The sequence below is a fragment of the Vreelandella sp. H-I2 genome, from assembly GCF_052959335.1.
Genome location: NZ_JBRAMC010000001.1, coordinates 890601 through 908333 on the forward strand (window position 1 = coordinate 890601; position 17733 = coordinate 908333).

Annotated in this window: 21 protein-coding genes; 7 read left to right on the forward strand and 14 right to left on the reverse strand. The window is 55.2% G+C overall.

What is annotated here, in order from left to right:
• Nucleotides 1-119: 119 nt before the first annotated feature.
• From ACUVOF_RS04230 to radC, 6 genes are all read right to left on the reverse strand, one after another.
• Entirely contained in the window at nucleotides 120-554 is a 435-nt protein-coding gene (locus tag ACUVOF_RS04230) for an acyl-CoA thioesterase (protein WP_447043166.1), read from the reverse strand.
• 32 nt (nucleotides 555-586) lie between these two features.
• Entirely contained in the window at nucleotides 587-1777 is a 1191-nt protein-coding gene (locus tag ACUVOF_RS04235; RefSeq protein ID WP_447043167.1) for a class I SAM-dependent rRNA methyltransferase, read from the reverse strand.
• Between the two features lie 87 nt (nucleotides 1778-1864).
• Nucleotides 1865-2704, reverse strand: coding sequence for a bifunctional DNA-formamidopyrimidine glycosylase/DNA-(apurinic or apyrimidinic site) lyase (gene mutM, locus ACUVOF_RS04240; RefSeq protein ID WP_447043168.1), 840 nt, complete (start codon nucleotides 2702-2704; stop codon nucleotides 1865-1867).
• 157 nt (nucleotides 2705-2861) lie between these two features.
• Nucleotides 2862-3017 carry a 50S ribosomal protein L33 gene (gene rpmG / locus ACUVOF_RS04245; RefSeq protein WP_007111734.1) on the reverse strand — a complete coding sequence of 52 codons (156 nt, stop codon included), beginning with the start codon at nucleotides 3015-3017 and terminating at the stop codon, nucleotides 2862-2864.
• Nucleotides 3018-3070: 53 nt separating this feature from the next.
• Nucleotides 3071-3307 carry a 50S ribosomal protein L28 gene (gene rpmB / locus ACUVOF_RS04250; RefSeq protein WP_022520205.1) on the reverse strand — a complete coding sequence of 79 codons (237 nt, stop codon included), beginning with the start codon at nucleotides 3305-3307 and terminating at the stop codon, nucleotides 3071-3073.
• A 258-nt stretch (nucleotides 3308-3565) separates the two neighbouring features.
• Nucleotides 3566-4240 (reverse strand): RadC family protein, encoded by a 675-nt coding sequence (radC, locus tag ACUVOF_RS04255; RefSeq protein ID WP_113268488.1) that lies wholly within the window; start codon nucleotides 4238-4240, stop codon nucleotides 3566-3568.
• Between the two features lie 170 nt (nucleotides 4241-4410).
• Between radC and coaBC the strand changes: the two genes are divergently transcribed.
• From coaBC to slmA, 5 genes are all read left to right on the forward strand, one after another.
• Nucleotides 4411-5736 carry a bifunctional phosphopantothenoylcysteine decarboxylase/phosphopantothenate--cysteine ligase CoaBC gene (gene coaBC, locus ACUVOF_RS04260; protein WP_447043169.1) on the forward strand — a complete coding sequence of 442 codons (1326 nt, stop codon included), beginning with the start codon at nucleotides 4411-4413 and terminating at the stop codon, nucleotides 5734-5736.
• On the forward strand, nucleotides 5733-6191 hold the full coding sequence (gene dut / locus ACUVOF_RS04265) for a dUTP diphosphatase (protein WP_113268487.1): 459 nt from the start codon (nucleotides 5733-5735) through the stop codon (nucleotides 6189-6191). The genes coaBC and dut overlap by 4 nt, the downstream gene beginning before the upstream one ends.
• A gap of 74 nt (nucleotides 6192-6265) precedes the next feature.
• Nucleotides 6266-7651 carry a phosphomannomutase/phosphoglucomutase gene (locus tag ACUVOF_RS04270; protein ID WP_447043170.1) on the forward strand — a complete coding sequence of 462 codons (1386 nt, stop codon included), beginning with the start codon at nucleotides 6266-6268 and terminating at the stop codon, nucleotides 7649-7651.
• 110 nt (nucleotides 7652-7761) lie between these two features.
• Nucleotides 7762-8661 carry an acetylglutamate kinase gene (argB, locus tag ACUVOF_RS04275; RefSeq protein WP_113268485.1) on the forward strand — a complete coding sequence of 300 codons (900 nt, stop codon included), beginning with the start codon at nucleotides 7762-7764 and terminating at the stop codon, nucleotides 8659-8661.
• 19 nt (nucleotides 8662-8680) lie between these two features.
• Nucleotides 8681-9289, forward strand: coding sequence for a nucleoid occlusion factor SlmA (gene slmA, locus ACUVOF_RS04280; RefSeq protein ID WP_113268484.1), 609 nt, complete (start codon nucleotides 8681-8683; stop codon nucleotides 9287-9289).
• Nucleotides 9290-9370: 81 nt separating this feature from the next.
• Here the strand turns inward: slmA and rpoH are convergent, their stop codons facing one another.
• The 4 genes from rpoH to ftsY all read right to left on the reverse strand — a co-directional run bounded on the left by rpoH (nucleotide 9371) and on the right by ftsY (nucleotide 13495).
• Nucleotides 9371-10237 (reverse strand): RNA polymerase sigma factor RpoH, encoded by an 867-nt coding sequence (gene rpoH / locus ACUVOF_RS04285; RefSeq protein WP_447043171.1) that lies wholly within the window; start codon nucleotides 10235-10237, stop codon nucleotides 9371-9373.
• Between the two features lie 212 nt (nucleotides 10238-10449).
• Nucleotides 10450-11493: a permease-like cell division protein FtsX gene (ftsX, locus tag ACUVOF_RS04290; protein ID WP_447043172.1), complete on the reverse strand. Its 1044-nt coding sequence runs from the start codon at nucleotides 11491-11493 to the stop codon at nucleotides 10450-10452.
• A complete protein-coding gene (gene ftsE, locus ACUVOF_RS04295; protein ID WP_447043173.1) occupies nucleotides 11490-12158 on the reverse strand; it encodes a cell division ATP-binding protein FtsE in 669 nt (222 codons plus the stop codon). The genes ftsX and ftsE overlap by 4 nt, the downstream gene beginning before the upstream one ends.
• Nucleotides 12155-13495, reverse strand: a complete 1341-nt coding sequence (gene ftsY, locus ACUVOF_RS04300; RefSeq protein ID WP_447043174.1) for a signal recognition particle-docking protein FtsY — start codon at nucleotides 13493-13495, stop codon at nucleotides 12155-12157. Before ftsY ends, ftsE begins: the two co-directional genes overlap by 4 nt.
• Nucleotides 13496-13584: 89 nt before the next feature.
• Here ftsY and rsmD point away from each other — a divergent pair, with 89 nt between their 5' ends.
• Both rsmD and zapB read left to right on the forward strand, forming a co-directional pair.
• The gene (rsmD, locus tag ACUVOF_RS04305) at nucleotides 13585-14205 is read left to right on the forward strand and encodes a 16S rRNA (guanine(966)-N(2))-methyltransferase RsmD (RefSeq protein ID WP_447043236.1); all 621 of its coding nucleotides are present in this window, start codon (nucleotides 13585-13587) and stop codon (nucleotides 14203-14205) included.
• Nucleotides 14206-14339: 134 nt separating this feature from the next.
• Nucleotides 14340-14534 carry a cell division protein ZapB gene (zapB, locus tag ACUVOF_RS04310; protein WP_113268479.1) on the forward strand — a complete coding sequence of 65 codons (195 nt, stop codon included), beginning with the start codon at nucleotides 14340-14342 and terminating at the stop codon, nucleotides 14532-14534.
• Nucleotides 14535-14558: 24 nt separating this feature from the next.
• Here the strand turns inward: zapB and ACUVOF_RS04315 are convergent, their stop codons facing one another.
• Genes ACUVOF_RS04315 through ACUVOF_RS04330 form a run of 4 tightly spaced genes read right to left on the reverse strand, consistent with a single transcriptional unit; the run spans nucleotide 14559 to nucleotide 17647 of the window.
• Nucleotides 14559-15008, reverse strand: coding sequence for a GNAT family N-acetyltransferase (locus tag ACUVOF_RS04315; RefSeq protein WP_447043237.1), 450 nt, complete (start codon nucleotides 15006-15008; stop codon nucleotides 14559-14561).
• Nucleotides 14998-15897, reverse strand: coding sequence for a hypothetical protein (locus ACUVOF_RS04320; protein ID WP_447043175.1), 900 nt, complete (start codon nucleotides 15895-15897; stop codon nucleotides 14998-15000). The genes ACUVOF_RS04315 and ACUVOF_RS04320 overlap by 11 nt, the downstream gene beginning before the upstream one ends.
• Nucleotides 15894-16202, reverse strand: coding sequence for a BolA family protein (locus tag ACUVOF_RS04325; RefSeq protein WP_113268476.1), 309 nt, complete (start codon nucleotides 16200-16202; stop codon nucleotides 15894-15896). The genes ACUVOF_RS04320 and ACUVOF_RS04325 overlap by 4 nt, the downstream gene beginning before the upstream one ends.
• A 41-nt stretch (nucleotides 16203-16243) precedes the next feature.
• Nucleotides 16244-17647, reverse strand: a complete 1404-nt coding sequence (locus tag ACUVOF_RS04330; protein ID WP_447043176.1) for an MFS transporter — start codon at nucleotides 17645-17647, stop codon at nucleotides 16244-16246.
• Nucleotides 17648-17733: the final 86 nt, after the last annotated feature.

The following is a 17733-nucleotide window of genomic DNA, read 5'->3' on the forward strand; positions in this document are numbered from 1 at the left end:
CAGCTAACGTTGACCACCACCCCGGAAATGCAAAACAAAAAAACGCCGGTTAAGGCGTTTTTTAGGAGAAAAATCTAACGAATGCCGGTTCTGCACGAAAAAATTCACTTCGCTCAGCGTCACTCGGCGATAACCGCGCCGCCATAGATACGTCGATACTCGTCGGGTAAACGCTTGGGCCGCCCCGTTGAGAGCGCCACGCAGGCAAACCGCGTGCGTGCATAAAGCAACGTTTTGGCATCGCGGGGGCGCATTAGCTGAAAACGTCGCGTTAGACTGAAGCGCTCATCGCAATCGACAATCCAGGTCGCCAACTGTAGCTCATCGCCTGCAAAAGCAGGCGCGAGGTAATCCAGCTCGTGGCGGTGAACCACCATGGCCCGGTCAAGCTCTCGGTAGCGCGCAAGCGAGAGACCGAGCGCTTCCGAGTGAGCCCAACTGATCTGCTCGACCCAGCGCAGGTATTCGCTGTTGTTAACATGCTGATAAGCATCGATCGCCTCATCAGCCACATGAATATCGATCACAAAAGGATCGGGCAGCGCCCACTCCATCCTTGGCTCCTCTTTATCCTGATTCTCGTGAACTAGTCGCGGAACACGCGCACTCCCAACGCTTTCAGATAAGACGTTTCAGGAATAGCCGGATGGACGGGATGATCAGGCCCTTGGTGGCCTTGAAAAATCACCTGCCCATGACGATCCTGATGGCGCACCGCACCACGCACTACGTCCATCAGCCGTTCAGGTGCCAGGTGCATCGAGCAGGAGGCCGACAACAATAGGCCATCACGCCCCAGCAAGCGCATCGCTTCTCGGTTCAAGCGGGCATAGGCACGCTCGCCGTTAGGGATATCCTTGCGCTTCTTAATGAAGGCGGGTGGGTCAAGAACGACCACATCAAACTCTTTGCCGTCGGCTTTCAAGGCTGCCAAGGCTTCAAACGCATCGCCCTCGCTAACAGCCACCTTATCCTGCACGCCATTAAGTTCAGCATTGCGTGCGACTTGTTCTAGCGCTGGGCCTGAAGAGTCCAAGCACATTACCTCTTGCGCGCCATGAACGGCGGCCTGTACACCCCAGCCACCCACGTAACTGAATACATCCAGCACACGCTTACCGGCCACTTGGCGATTGAGCCATTCGCGGTTAACACGGTGGTCGAAGAACCAACCTGTTTTCTGGCCATTGAGCACCGGCACGACAAAGCGCGCCCCGTTCTCTTCCAATACCACCTCGTCAGGTAGCGTACCTTTAATGACGTCAACGTGGGCTTCAAGCCCTTCCTGACGACGACCACCGGTATCGTTACGGAAGACGATGACTTCCGGTTTGATCACTTTTTCCAGTGCATCAACGATCTCATCGGCCAATGCCTGCATACCTGCGGTATTAAGCTGCACCACCACGACATCGCCAAAACGATCAATCACCAAGCCTGGCAGCAAATCACCTTCGCCATGAATCAAACGGTAATACGGCTGCGCATAAAGACGCTGACGCAGGGCAAGCGCTTGATTAAAGCGGTGTACAAACAGCGAGCGATCCAAACGCATTTCAGGGTCACGCGACATGACCCGGGCAGCGATGAGCGAGTGAGGGTTAACGTAAGCCACCGCCATGACTTTCCCGTTGGAGGCTTCTACCAGAGCGGTTTCGCCTGCTGCAAAATTTTTCAGCGGCGTCTCTTTAATATCCACTTCATTGGAGTAAATCCATAGATGGCCCGCTTTAAGGCGGCGGTCAGCATTTTTATTCAGGCGCAGGCGTTGGGTCACAACAATCTCCAAAAAACGTAGGCAAAGCAATCACATATAAGAAACAATCAACATTAATAGCGCAAGCGCCGTTTTTAGCAGCCGCCATCAACGCTGGCAGCCAGGGCAAAACACGCTGGCGCGCTGGCCTAGCGTAATGCGGCGTAGTTCAGCGCCACAGCGTAAACAGGGCTGGCCGTGGCGGCCGTAAACATTCAGCCGCTGGGCAAAGTAACCGGGCTCGCCCTGGCCACTGACAAAGTCTCTCAGCGTAGTGCCACCTTGCGTAATCGCCGCCGCCAACACTTCTTTCACGGCACGGGCTAAAGCGTCGTAGCGAGCGCGGGAAATTCGTCCCGCTGCACGGCGGGGATCGATGCCCGCCATAAACAGCGCTTCTGCCGCGTAGATATTACCCGCCCCCACCACCACCTGGTTATCCATCAGAAAGGGCTTTACCGCCACTCGCTTGTTGCGCGAGAGGGTGTAAAGCCATTTGCCGTTAAACGCATCAGACAGAGGTTCAGGGCCTAGATGTGCAAGGCGCCTGTCCTGAGTCTCGTCATCGGCCTGCCAGTCAACAAAACCAAACCGACGAGGGTCGTGATAGCGCAATACATAACCGCTGGCAGTGACCACATCGACGTGATCATGCTTTTTAGGCAAATCACCCACGTTAGCAATGCGTAAACTGCCCGACATGCCCAAGTGCCACAGCAGCGTAGAATCAGCACTGCCAGATGGCGGCGTGGAGTGAATGGGTATTTGCAGGTATTTAGCACGCCGCTTCAAGACACCAATGCGCGCGCCCACCAATCGCTCAGCCAAGTCATCCGGCACGGGCACACGCAGCCGCGGCTGGCGCACCAGCACTTCGGTGATTTCTTGACCTTCAATATAAGGGGCAATCCCGCGTCGGGTCGTTTCAACTTCGGGCAGTTCGGGCATAGTTGAGCATCGTAACGGCTTGTGATGACAGCCTAATGAAGATGGATTAACTAAGCATGCTGCGCATAAAAAGCATGCATGCAAAAACCCGGCTTGGGGCCGGGTTTTTGAACAGGCACTCGCCTGCAGAGAAAGCCGATCATTATCGCAAAAGCGATTACTTGATCTTGGCTTCCTTGTAGATTACGTGCTTACGGACAACCGGATCGAATTTTTTGAATTCGAACTTATCCGGGGTATTCCGCTTGTTTTTATCAGTGGTGTAGAAATGGCCTGTACCGGCACTAGACACCAGCTTGATTTTATCGCGCATGGTTTAACTCTCCCAAAAGGCTTGGCCCAAAAGGCTTGGCCAAAAATGCTGGCTTAGATAGCGTCGCCGCGCTTACGAATAGCGACCAAAACTGTGTCGATACCTTTCTTGTCGATGATGCGCATTCCTTTAGTGGAAACGCGCAGCTTGACGAAACGGTTTTCAGACTCAACCCAAAAACGATGGGTGTGCAGGTTTGGCAAGAAACGACGACGTGTCTTACGCTGGGAGTGTGAAACGTTATTTCCAGTTACCGGACGCTTGCCGGTAACCTGACATACTTTGGACATTAGAGCCTCCAACTGCTTGGCCAGGATATGATTACCTGAGTGTTCAAAACTGTCGGGCAAACCGGAGCAGGGAAGGTATCGGCGCCGTTAACCGCCAAGCTTTATCCAAATCCGTTATTCAACCCAAGTTTAAAGGTGGCACTTTATACCAGAGCACTTAGCTGACAGCAAGCAAAAGGGGCTAAAAAGGCCAAACAAGGGCCTGTTAGCTCATTCTACTTAGACAATATAGCGTAACGCACTACGCGTCGATGCTGGTTACAGCCAGCCACGCTCGGCAAAAGAAACCACTTCTCCATCCCCCACCACGAAATGATCCAACACGCGCACTTCAAACAGCGCAAGCGCGTCTTTTAAGCGTTCAGTGATACGGCGATCAGCATCGCTTGGCTCTGCCACACCAGAAGGATGGTTATGCGCCAGGATGACGGCGCCAGCGCTAAGTTCTAACGCACGCTTGGCAACTTCGCGGGGATAAACAGATGCGCTGTCTAGGGTACCGCGAAACAGCGATTCATAGCGAATAATTCGGTGCTGGGTATCCAAAAAAAGCACCGCAAATTCCTCATGTCCTAAATGACGTAGCTGCGAGCTCAAGTAATGGCGCACTAATGCCGGTGATGTCAGCGCATTGCCACGGGCCAACTGGCTAGCCAAATGGCGCCGCGACAACTCAAGCGTAGCCTGGAGCTGGGCATACTTAGCAGTGCCTAACCCATGGGCAGCGCAAAAGCTTGCTTGGTCCGCCTCCAGCAGTTGGCGCAAGCCACCGAAATTACTGAGCAAATCCCTCGCCAAATCAACCGCCGAACGGCCCTGCACGCCGACGCGTAAAAAAATCGCTAGCAACTCTGCGTCTGAAAGTGCCTGGGCACCCGTATTTAATAACTTTTCCCGAGGCCGCTCACCCGCTGGCCAGTGATTGATTCCCATCGCACCTTCCGCCCTGCCCGCCTTGGTAATTAACACTAACTGCCGACAAATCAGCCCACCACAATTAACCTCAGTAAACCTAGCTTAACCTTGTTTGCCCCCAATATGCCAAATTGATGGTGCCAGTGGTATGGTAAGCCTCCTCACGAACGCTAATGTGGATCACTGCCATGGCTCCTGTTGTTGATACAACAAGTACCCCGACAACCGCTTTCTCAAATACACCGCTACTCGCTGGCAAACGGGTGCTGCTCGGGGTTAGTGCAGGTATTGCTGCTTACAAAAGCGCTTTGCTTGTACGTTTGCTCAAGCAAGCGGGCTGTGCAGTACGTGTGGTGATGACCGATGGCGCTCAGGCCTTTATTACCCCGCTCACGCTTCAGGCGCTTTCCGGTGAGCCGGTGCGCACCTCCTTGCTCGACCCCGAAGCAGAAGCAGGCATGGGCCATATTGAGCTGGCCCGCTGGGCAGATGTGGTGCTGATCGCCCCGGCCACCGCTGACTTAATCGCCCGTTTGGTACACGGCATGGCTGACGACTTGCTCACCACGCTCTGCTTAGCGTCAGAAGCACCTAAGCTGATTGCCCCAGCCATGAACCAGGCCATGTGGCGCCACCCTGCCACTCAGCGCAATGTTGATCAGCTTCAAGACGACGGCTGGCACCAGATAGGCCCTGCCGCGGGCGATCAGGCCTGCGGCGATGTCGGACCTGGCCGTATGAGCGAGCCTGAAGAGATATTTAGCGCTGTGACGGCAATATTGTCAGTGCCATCTCCTCCTCATTCAGGCGCCTCCGCTAGTGCTCCTCATATAGTGATCACCGCCGGACCTACTCGGGAACCACTGGACCCCGTCCGCTATATCTCCAATCACAGCTCAGGAAAAATGGGCTTTGCCTTGGCAGCAGCGGCAGTGGCTCAAGGGGCCAAGGTGACGCTGATTAGCGGGCCGGTGAATTTACCCACCCCTAAAGGCGTTACGCGAATTGACGTCGAGTCTGCCGAGCAGATGCACAGCGAAGCGCAGCGGCTAGCGCCCCAAGCGGCACTGTTTATCGGCTGCGCGGCGGTCGCTGACTATCGCGCAGCAGCCCCCGCCAAGCATAAACTCAAAAAGCAGGACGGCAGCGACACGCTCACCCTGACCCTGATTAAAAACCCCGACATTATCGCCAGTGTCGCGGCGCTGCCCGCTGGTCAGCGCCCGCTAGTGGTAGGTTTTGCCGCTGAAACCCAAGAAATTGAGCGTTATGCACGCGATAAATTACAGCGCAAAGGGCTGGATATGATCGTCGCCAACGACGTGTCCCAGACAGGCCTTGGTTTTGGCAGTGACCAGAATGCCGCCTGGTTGCTCTGGCGCAGCGCGGAAGGCGTGGAGAGCCGAGCGGAAGCGCCTCAGCCGAAGACCCAACTGGCCGCGACCATTATCCAACAAGCGCTCACGCTGCTATCGACCAAAACACCTAATAACCCCTTTGGAGAGTCCTTATGAGTACCCGCCCCCAGCTGCAGTGCAAACTGCTGGATGAGCGTCTGAAAGACTATTTACCTCAGTACGCAACAGAAGGTTCGGCGGGAATGGATCTTCGCGCGCTACTGGATGAGCCGCTCACCTTAGCGCCCGGTGAATGCCAGCTCGTACGCACGGGTATTGCGATCTATATTGAAGATCCGGGTCTGGCGGGCATGATCCTGCCACGCTCAGGCTTGGGGCATAAACATGGCATCGTGCTGGGTAACTTAGTGGGTTTAATCGACTCGGATTACCAGGGAGAACTAATGATTTCGGTCTGGAACCGTGGTCAAAGCGTGTTTACGCTAGCTCCCTTCGATCGGCTGGCACAGTACGTGCTTGTCCCTGTTGTCCAAGCTGAACTCAATGTGGTGGATACCTTTGAAGACTCTTCGCGGGGCAGCGGTGGGTTTGGCAGCACCGGCAGTCTGTAGCCATTAGCATTAGCGATTGGCAAGACATGGTTGTGAAACCTATTAACGGAAACGTCTGTTTAACTGGGAAGCCTATGAACGCACAGACCGTACCCGCCTCGATTTTTCGCGCCTACGATATCCGCGGTATCGTGGATGACACGCTCACCGAAGAGACGGTGGAAATGATCGGGCGTGCCGTGGGCTCGGAAGCCGCCGCGCGAGGCGAGTCCAGCGTGGCTGTAGCGCGAGATGGTCGTCTTTCCGGCGCTAGGTTACAAGCTGCCCTGATGCGCGGCCTTAACGCTGCAGGATGCGACGTGATCGACATTGGCATGGTACCCACGCCGGTGCTCTACTTTGCCACCCATATACTGCCAAGCACGCAGTCAGGCGTGATGGTTACCGGTAGCCACAATCCACCAGACTATAACGGCTTTAAAATCGTGCTTGGCGGCGAGACGCTCTCCGGCGATGCCATTACCGCTCTATTTGAGCGCATTCAGTCAGATAATTTGGAAACTGGCCAGGGCAGCATCACTCAGCAGGATCTCCGAGAAACCTATTTAGCGCGCATTTTAGGTGACATTACAATCAACCGGCCGATCAAAGCGGTGGTAGATTGTGGTAATGGCGTCGCAGGCGAATTGGGCCCACAGCTCTTAGCGCGGCTTGGGATTGAAACGGTGCCGCTCTTTGCTGAGATCGATGGCAATTTCCCCAATCACCATCCGGACCCTGGCAAGCCGGAAAACATGCAGGACCTGATACGCAAGGTGCAAGACACCGGTGCTGATATCGGCCTTGCCTTTGACGGAGACGGCGATCGTTTAGGCGTCGTTACGCCCACAGGCAAGCTGATTTATCCCGACCGCCTGCTGATGGTCTTTGCCACCGACATGCTCACTCGTCAGCCTGGCGCCAAAGTCATTTTTGACATCAAGTGCACTGGCAACCTAATCAAAGTGATCAGCGAGGCAGGCGGCGAACCAGAGATGTGGCGTACCGGACATTCGCTGATCAAGGCACGCATGAAAGAGACGGGCGCGCAGTTGGGCGGAGAGATGAGTGGCCACATTTTTTTCCAAGAGCGCTGGTACGGTTTTGACGATGGCCTCTACGCTGCCGCTCGGCTGGTAGAGATTCTCGCCAACCAGCCCAATGATGCAGATACTTTTTTTGCGGACTTTCCCCAAGATGTGAGTACCCCGGAAATTAATATTGCCGTTACCGACGATAACAAATTTTCTCTGATGGATAAGCTTGCTCGCGAGGGCGACTTCGGCGAAGGTATCAAAACTACGTTGGACGGTATTCGCGTTGACTACCAGGATGGCTGGGGGCTGTGTCGCGCTTCAAACACCACGCCTGCGCTCGTGATGCGCTTTGAAGGTAAAGACGATGCCGCTCTAGCACGTATCAAAAAAGTTTTTAATAACGCGCTACAGCGCGTCGCGCCGGAAATAGAGCTACCCCACTAATCAGGATAGCCAGGCGCAGAAGGGATCGCGCGCACTTAGAAAGCGCGGCCCTCACTACACCATCAGCATAAACGTTATCAGCATAATAAACGTTCGCAAGGGACAACCTCATGAGTTCAGCCAGTCGCGACCCCCAGGTCGTTGTGGAGGTGCTTTCCGAAGCTCTTCCCTATATTCAGCAGTTTTCCGGTAAAACCGTGGTGGTCAAATATGGCGGCAATGCCATGACCGAAAGCACCCTGATTGACTCCTTTGCCCGCGACATCGTGTTAATGAAGGAAGTCGGCATCAACCCAGTAGTGGTGCACGGTGGCGGGCCGCAGATCGGTGATTTGCTCAAAAAGCTCAACATCGAATCGCGCTTCGTCAACGGCATGCGCGTCACCGACTCGCAAACCATGGACGTGGTTGAGATGGTACTGGGCGGCTTGGTCAATAAAAGCATCGTCAACCTGATCAACCAAAGCGGCGGCAAAGCGATTGGTTTGACCGGTAAGGACGGCGCACAGATCCGTGCACGCCAGCTCAAGGTGGAGCACCAAAGTCCTGAAATGACCGCTCCAGAAATTATCGACATCGGCCATGTGGGCGAAGTGGAGTCGATCTCGACCGAGCTGATTGAGATGCTCGCTGCGCGTGATTTTATCCCGGTCATCGCACCGATTGGCGTCGACGCTGCAGGCCATAGCTATAACATCAATGCTGATCTGGTGGCGGGTAAAATTGCCGAGGCGCTCAACGCAGAAAAGCTGATGCTGCTCACCAATGTCGCTGGCTTAATGAACGCCGAAGGCGAGGTGCTCACCGGTTTAACCACCACGCAAGTCGACGCATTGATCGAAGACGGCACCATCTATGGTGGGATGCTGCCCAAAATTCGCTGTGCCCTGGATGCCGTCAAGGGCGGCGTCAATAGCTCGCACATTATTGATGGCCGTGTCCCCCACGCGGTATTGCTGGAAATTTTTACAAATGCTGGGGTAGGCACCCTAATCACAGACGCGAGCTAACCGCGACGGAGGGCACATTATGAGCGAAGATCGTAAACCTCACCGCCGCGAGCAGATTCTCCAAGCACTGGCATTAATGCTTGAAGAAGATAGTGGCAAGCGCATTACCACAGCCGCTCTCGCTCGCCAGGTTGGCGTTTCAGAAGCGGCACTCTACCGACACTTCCCCAGTAAAGCGCGTATGTTTGAGGGGTTAATTGACTATATTGAAGAGACTATTTTTGCCCGCGTTACGCGCATTTTAGAAGACGTACCCGATGCTACTACGCGCTGCGGCACGATACTTGCGCTGCTGCTCGGCTTTGCCGAAAAAAACCCAGGTCTGGCTCGTGTGATGGGTGGCGACGTGCTCACCGGTGAAACTGCGCGGCTACGCCAGCGGGTCAATCAACTTTTTGAGCGCCTGGAAATGCAGCTCAAACAGATCCTGCGTGAAGCCGAACTGCGTGAAGGCCGGCGCCCCACGATTCCTGCCTCTGCTGCTGCCAATTTACTAGCGGCCCAGGCGGAGGGGAGAATCTCACAATATGTGCGTAGCGATTTCAAGCGCTTGCCGACCGAACACTGGGAAGATCAGTGGTCACTGTTATCGGCTCACTTACTGCGTGCCGCGGTCCAGCCCGCTTAAACCAAGCTGCGGTTGTACGTTGCAAAAAAAACCGGCTCCCAGGGGCCGGTTTTTTAATACAACAAACAATACGCGGATAGCTTAGGCCACCATGGGTTCACCCATCTTCTGACGCAGCTTTTTCATTGCATTTTTTTCAAGCTGACGAATACGCTCAGCGCTGACTCCGTAGACATCAGCTAAGTCGTGCAGTGTCTCTTTGCTATCGGCTAGCCAGCGGCGCTGCAAGATATCCCGCGAACGCTCATCAAGCCCTTCAAGCGCAAGCTGTAAGCGACGCGTTGAGTCTTCCTCGAAGTTGCTATCTTCCAACTGCGTGGCAGGATCTGATGCCGCATCGTCCAAAAAGTGCACCGGCGATTGATAAGTACTCTCTTCATCGTCGCCTGCCGGGGCATCAAAGCCTGCATCGTAGGAAGAGAGACGCCCTTCCATATCGCGCACGATTTCAGGCTTAACATCGAGATCTTTAGCGATGGCGTCGACTTCGTCGTTATTCAACCACGCCAAACGCTTTTTCGCGCTGCGCAGATTAAAGAACAACTTACGCTGCGCCTTGGTCGTGGCAATTTTAACGATTCGCCAGTTGCGCAACACAAATTCATGAATTTCAGCTTTAATCCAGTGCACGGCGAAAGAGACCAGGCGAACGCCTTGATTAGGGTCGAAGCGTTTGACGGCTTTCATCAAACCGACGTTACCCTCTTGAATCAAATCTGCCTGGGGTAATCCATAGCCGGAATAACTACGCGCGATGTGAACGACAAAGCGCAGATGCGACATTACCAAACGCCGCGCGGCCTCCAGGTCACCCTCGTCGTAAAGACGGTGCGCCAGTTCACGCTCTTCATCGGCACTTAAAACCGAAATTCCATTGACCGCGCGGATATAACCGCCCAGATCGCCGCCTGGAGAAAGTTGCCCAACCGGTAGAAGACTAGTGCTCATGTGCAGGTGGTCTCCCCTGTAACCCATCGTGGTTGACGTAGCACGTTATCAATAACCTATTACAATAACTCTGTATTACTAAGACCTTATCGCGAGGAGAAGGTTCCTACGAAGCTGCACTGACCTGCCTATCGCCCCGCCCTATCGTGTACACAAAGTACTTACACTAAATGCTTACACAAAGTACTCGCGTCGCTAGCTACTGTGCCAAATTATCTTGGCCGAATACTTGAGAGGTGGCGAGTTACCGCCAACCAAGCACCCAACCAGCCCAGTAGTGTACTGCAAGATAGCAGAATTGTAGAGCCTGTCACGTCGAGTTGGGGCAATGAGAAACTAGCACCATAACTCGCTGCTAACGCAGCCACGGGTAATGATAGCCAATGATTGCCCATACTCAATAGTGCCAACGCCAATAAACCGCCACCAACGCCATACCAAGCACCGCTATATAGGAATGGTCGCCTTACAAAAGCATGGGTAGCGCCAATCAGCATCACCACTTCGATTTCCCGGCGACGGCTCTCCACTGACAGTCGAATAGTATTGCCGACCACCAGCAATACCCCTAGACCAAACAACGCGCCCAGCGCCAGCGCAACACGCCGGCCCAGTTCGGCCAGATTCCTTAACCGTTCAACCCATGCCAGATCAACGCGTACCTCATCGACCCCTGAAAGCCCTTCCAGCGTAGTGGCTAATTGCTCCATGGCCGCCGGATCGATGCTAGCCGGGCGCACCACGATACTGATGGGCAGCGGATTGCTTTCCAGCCCTGCTAAGGCATCATCGAGCCCCAAAGACTGCTGAAACTCTGCCATGCCCTGCTCAGCACTGATCATCTGTGTCTCAAGTACACTCGGCTCGGCGCTGACTGCCTCTTCGATACGGCTTGCCTGAGCGTCATCTGTGCTCAGCTCCAGGTAAACCGTCAGGGTAGCACTCTCATCGAGTTCGGCATCCAGTAGGCGGGCACTGTCCAAGGTCAACCACAGCGCAGCGGGCAGCACCAACGCAATGGCGATGGCCAGCATGGTCAGCAGATTACCTAACGGGTAACGTATCAGACGATGAAAGCTATCCCATGCCATGCTGCGGTGATGACGACCCCAGGCACGCAGGCGGCTGGAAAATCGTGTTTGCTGTGACCTTGCGCCCCGCTGTGAAGCCTTTTCGACGGCTGGCTTGGCAGCGGCTTTACGCGGCGCTTTTAGTGCAGCTCCCTGTCGGCGCTTTGGTGTGGCAGACATCCTCATACCGCCCCCTCATCAGCCACCAGCCGACCATCGCTTAAACGCAGGATCCGATGGCGTAACCGAGCAATAAGGGCCAAATCGTGGCTGGCAATCATTACCGTCGTACCAATCCGGTTAAAATCTTCGAACAGCGCCATAATATCCGCAGATAGCTGGGGATCGAGGTTGCCTGTGGGCTCGTCAGCAAGTAGCAACGCAGGCTTATTGACCACTGCGCGGGCAATACCAACGCGCTGTTGCTCACCACCAGACAGCTCTATAGGCAGCGCTTTTTCACGATGCAGCAATCCCACCTTATCCAAGGCGGCGCGCACTCGACGGGCAGCTTCACGGGGCTCAACCCCCTGGATCTCCAACGGCAGCGAGACATTGTGAAAAATATTGCGATCAAACAATAGTTGATGATCCTGAAAGACCACACCAATTTGGCGTCGATAGAAAGGCACTTGGCTGGCGTGCAGTTGAGCAATATCGTGCCCCGCCACGACGACTCGACCGCGGCTAGGCTTTTCAAGACGCATAACCAAACGCAGTAGTGAGCTCTTCCCTGCCCCCGAGTGGCCAGTAAGAAACACCATCTCGCCACGGGCAACACGAAAATTAAGATGCGCTAATGCTTCAAAGCGGCCGCCGTAGCGTTTTCCTACATGCTCAAAGGCGATCATGCGCTAGCATCGTCCCCTTGGCGGTCAAACAGTGCGTGGACAAAATCATTGGCCTCGAAGGGGCGTAGATCGTCGATGCCCTCCCCCACGCCGATAAAGCGAATGGGTGTTTCCAGCTGTTTAGCGAGCGCAAAAATAATGCCGCCTTTGGCAGTACCGTCTAGCTTGGTCAGGGTGATCCCGCTGACCGGCACAGCGTCATTAAAAGTGCTGGCTTGGGAAATAGCGTTTTGCCCGGTGCCCGCATCCAGCACTAGCATCACTTCGTGAGGCGCGGTGTCATCTAGCTTTTGCATCACGCGGTGGACTTTTTTCAACTCCTCCATCAGGTGGCTTTTGTTATGCAGCCGCCCGGCGGTATCGGCAATTAACACATCAACACCACGCGCCTTAGCAGCCGCTACCGCGTCGTAAATAACCGATGCACTATCAGCGCCGGTGTGCTGGGCAATCACCGGCACGCGATTACGTTCACCCCATACTTTGAGCTGCTCTACAGCGGCCGCACGGAAGGTATCACCGGCAGCCAACATGACGCTTTTGCCCTCACGCTGAAAGCGCTGGGTGAGTTTGCCAATGGTGGTCGTCTTGCCCACACCGTTAACACCGACGACTAAAATGACAAACGGACCTGTGCCTGCCTTCTCAAGCACAAGCGGCTTGGCAACCGGTGCCAGCATTGTGGATAACTCTTCTTGCAGACCACGGTAGAGTGCTTCGGGGTTGTTTAGCTCTTTGCGCGAGACGCGCGCTTCCAAGCGCCCGATAATCTCGGTAGTCGCCTCAATACCGACATCGGCTAATAATAGCTGCGTTTCCAGATCTTCCAACAACTCATCATCAATCTGCTTTTTACCTAAAAACAGATCGGCGATACCGTCGGTGAGATTAGCGCGGGTTTTCCCCAAGCCTGATTTGATACGCGCAAACCAGCCTTTCTGCTCACCCTTGTCAGCCACTGGTGTCTCTTGAGGCTTAACGGGCTCTGGCTCTACTTCGGGCTTAACGGGCTCAGGCTCCACCTCAGGCTTAGTAGGCTCGGGCTCTACTTCGGGCTTAGTAGGTTCGGGCTCTACTTCAGGCTTAGTAGGTTCGGGCTCTACTTCAGGCTTAGTAGGTTCGGGCTCTACTTCAGGCTTAGTAGGTTCGGGCTCTACTTCAGGCTTAGTAGGTTCGGGCTCCACTTCAGGCTTAGTAGGTTCGGGCTCCACTTCAGGCCTCGTAGGCTCAACTGTGGGCGCCTCTTCTGGAGAGCTAGGTAAATCGCTAGGGTCCCGCTGATCTTGTGGCTTTTCCTGAGAATCGTGCTTTTTTTTACGTTTTAAGAAACTAAACATGGGGGCATCCAACTAAAAAGGTGAACATTGTGACCATCCTACCACCGCCAACCAAGACTTTGGATAAACAGCCCGCTACAATCCACAGCATGACAAAACAACGCTCCTCCCGTTCATCCTCTTCCCGACGCACAACTGCTCACCGGGCGGGCAAACCACTTGGTAAGTTACGCATCATCGGCGGTGAGTTCCGCCGCCGTCAGTTGCCGGTGTTGGATAGCCCAGGCTTGCGTCCAACCCCAGACCGCGTGCGTGAAACGCTGTTCAACTGGCTCGGGCAACAGCTTTACGGCCAACAGGTACTGGATTTGTTTGCTGGTACTGGCTCGCTTGGCATTGAAGCAGTCTCCCGCGGCGCGGCGTGTGTCGATTTCGTCGAGCGCGACCCGCGGGTAGCGGCGCAGCTGTCGACCAATCTGGCATCGCTCAATATTACCGCAAGCGCAGTGCATATAAACGATGTTCAAGCCTACCTGTCGCGCCCAGCCAAGCCCTATACGCTAGTATTTCTCGATCCGCCTTTTCATCAGCAGCTGGCCGACCCCTGTTGCTCTGCGCTAGAGGCTAGCGGCTGGCTAAGCGAAGATGCAATGATTTACCTCGAAACCGAGACGTCGCTGTCACCAAATGTGCCCGCCAATTGGCAACTACACCGGGAAACCCAGGCTGGCGAAAGCACTGCACGGCTTTATCAACGCCACCCGCTGTAAACAGCGCTTGCCGACACGCGACGGTGGCGTTACGCTCGCCTCATTCGTTCCTATTGGCAAGCTTTTGGCTTGTTTTTTTGGGCACTTTTTTTATTACCTATTTTGGTTCTCATTTTTACGCTATGGAGGCATACATGAGCCTGGAACTCTTTAATCAGCTTGAACAGAAAGTCACTGATACCGTTGACGCGCTGGAAATGATGAAACTGGAAAATGAGGAGCTGCGCGGTGAAAACGCCAAGCTCAAAGAGGAGCGTGAAGAGTGGGAGCGCCGCCTCAATGGCCTACTGAGCAAATTTGAGAGCCTGGAAACCTCCAGCACGTCCTAACCTCAGGACAAATGCGCTGCTGCCCTAAAGCACCTGGGACATCAGCAGCGCATCCTCACGTCCGGCTGCGGCTTGCGATGGTAGCGGTGGATAGTAGCCCTTGCGGATCCCATCTTCGCTAAACCCGCTGCGCTTATAGAGTCGAATAGCGCTCAGATTACCCACCCGCACTTCAAGCAATAGCCGCTCACTTGACCAGCATTCAGCCTTCGCTAAAACGGCTTCCATCAACGCAAAGCCCGCGCCACTTCGCCGGCATTCAGGCAAGACCCCGATCGCCTGCAGTTCTGCTTCAAACGGTAACCTTGTCACAATGGCATAGCCCTGCAAGTTCCTATTCTGCCACCAGCCCAGCACACAGACATCGTCATTACCCAGCGCTTCAAGCATTTGTGAGTCGGAGGTGCCGCTTAGCGCCTGACGCTCAAGTGCCGTTAGCAAGCCTAGATGCTCAATGCTCAGTTCAGTGACCATCAACTGTTGGCTCAGCGGCTGTCGGATTATCATTCTTCCATTGCTGGCTTAGCGCTTGCAGTGCTGGCCACAGCTCACGCTTACTAATGGTACCGTCAAGCAGCGAACCAAGGGCTGGCCCCTGCCATACGGGTAGCGAGAGCGTATGGCTCTGGTCTTCGCTCACGTTCAGTATACGATCCAGCGGCGCTTGCTCAGCGCCTAGTTCTCCCCACCAAAGTAGCCGCTCAAGCTGCCAGTCCTGACGACTAACACGACCCGCAATAAAGGCCGCTAGGCCTTCACGTGCTTCATCAAGCGGATCCTCAACGGCAAAGGCATTGGCCATTTGCGGCCACGTAAAGTGCGCTACTTCTGGCAATTCGCCCTGCTGAATACCGGCGGCCTGTAGCAGGTTGGCAAGTAGCTGCTGTTCAAGCGAACTCATTTCGCCCGCCTGCAGTACCAACCAGCGGCCATTAAGGCATAGACAGGAAAGGGAGAACTTAAGGGGCTTGGCTGGTGCAGCGGGTGTTGCGTCAGCAGCGGGCTCAGCTGTAACAGATTGAGCATCAACCTGCTTGGCTTGGCTTTGTTTGACGTGGTTCTGTTTTACCTGGCCCTGTTTTTCTGAACCGGATTTATCATTTAACTCATTCAACAACAGCGCGCGTACCGCCGAGGGCGAGGCGATAGCCTCGGCTGGCTGAGACTCAGGCGCTTTTCGCCTTGGCGCAGGGGCATCATCCAGCAATGCCTGAAGCCGTTCCCGTGGGGGCATCGGGGCAGACGTAGACTCCTCCCACTCACAGGCTTGGGTAGGCAGCGCATTAGGCAACTGGTATTTCGAGGCCCAGGCGGTAATGCCCATGGCCTCCAAATAGTGGCGCCGAATAACCTCCTGGTTCACTTTCCGCCGCCGCGACAGTTAGGGGAATTAGGTCGTTCACCGCCACGTGCCTGCCACTCGCTAGGCGTATAGAGATGCATCGCCAAGGCATGTACCGGGCCTGACAGCTCATCGGCCAACAGTGCATATATCTTTTGATGGCGTTTGACCGGCATCAGGCCGTCAAAGCTATCGCTCACCAGCGTCACTTTAAAGTGCGTTTCAGAATTGGCGGGCACATTGTGCATGTGGCTTTCGTTTTCAACCTGCAGCACGTCGGGCGCTAGTGCCGCTAACTTCTGCTCAATCTGTGTCTGCAGCGTCATGGGGTTCTCCTTGAGATCACAAACCGTTTTATTGTACGCGCTTACTGCCCAGCAGACGATGCCCGACGAGCGTGTAATGCACGCTTTGCCAGCGGCATACGTGCCACGCTTGCCAGAAGCGCCAGTAGCGTCGTGCCCGCCCCCAGCCAGAGTGTTACCTGGACAGGCCACCCCAGCGCCAGCGCTGCACCGACCAAGGCAACGCCGAACGACTGCCCCACGGTGCGAGTAGTGCTCATCACGCCAGAAACGTTGGCGCTGCGCTCCGGCGGCAGACTGCCCATCATTTCGCGGTTATTGGGTGGCTGGAACAGCCCAAACCCAATGCCGCATAGCGCGGTGCGCCATAAGCTCCCTGCCACCCCGATCGACTCATCGACTAGCGCCAGCGCAACCAGGCCAACGATCAGTAGCCCAAGCCCTGTGCTGGAGAGGATACTGGGATTGATATGGTCGGCTAGGCGCCCCGCGACAGGGCCAACGAGCATGATCGCCAGCGGCCATGGGGTAAATAGCCAAGCGGTTTCCAGAGGTGAAAACCCCATCTGCTCCTGGTAGAAAAACGACAGCGTCACAAACGTAAGACCCTGGCCAATAAAGGCGAGCCCAGAGGCAGAGACCGCCAACGTAAAGCGCGGCTCGGCAAACACACTTAGCGGCAGCAATGGATAAGGCGCCCGACGCTGGCGAGCAATAAACCCGCCACAGGCCAGCACCGCCAGTAGCGCCCAGCCACCGCTTTGCCAAATGGGCGCCGCGTGACTGACGGCGTCCATGGCGATAAAAAAGCTCGCCAGCATAACGATTGAGAGCAGCGCCCCTGCCACATCGAAGCTGCCTTGCCTACGCGCCTCTTGCGGCAAGGCACGCTTGGCCAGCCATAGCGAGCAGAGCCCCAGTGGCACATTTAAGGCAAACAGCCAGGGCCAGTCGGCGAATGATAGAATAACACCACTTAACGTGGGCCCGGCAGCGTAACCGCCAGCAACCACCAGTGCACTTAAGCCCAGCGCGCTGCCCAGCAGGCGCGAGGGAAAAATAGCCCGGTACAGCGACGGACCGATAGAAAGCGTGGCGGCAGCTCCCAGCCCCTGAAAGGCACGGAATACCAGCAGCGTTTCCAGATTGCGCGATAGCGCTGCTCCCAGTGCCGCAGCGACAAAGGTGGCTAGCCCAAATAGGTAGAGCCTACGACGCGTGATCAATTCACTGATGCCTGCAAATACGAGCAAAAACGCGGCACAGACAACCTGAAAAAGGTTAGTAATCCAAACGGCACGGGAGGCCGGCACGTTTAAATCCGCGGCGATGGTGGGCAGGGCTAAATTGATCATGGTGGTGTCGACCACCGCCATCAAGGTGCCGGTCACTAGCGCCAGCACGGCCAAGGCACGTTCTGGCCCAGGCAGACCATCGTCACCGGGACGGGTTTCAAACAGTCGCATGCAAAAGTTCCTAGGCAGGCGTGTTGCTAAACGAAAACGGTCAACACAATCTTCTTCCAACGATTGATTTTAAAAACAATCACTTG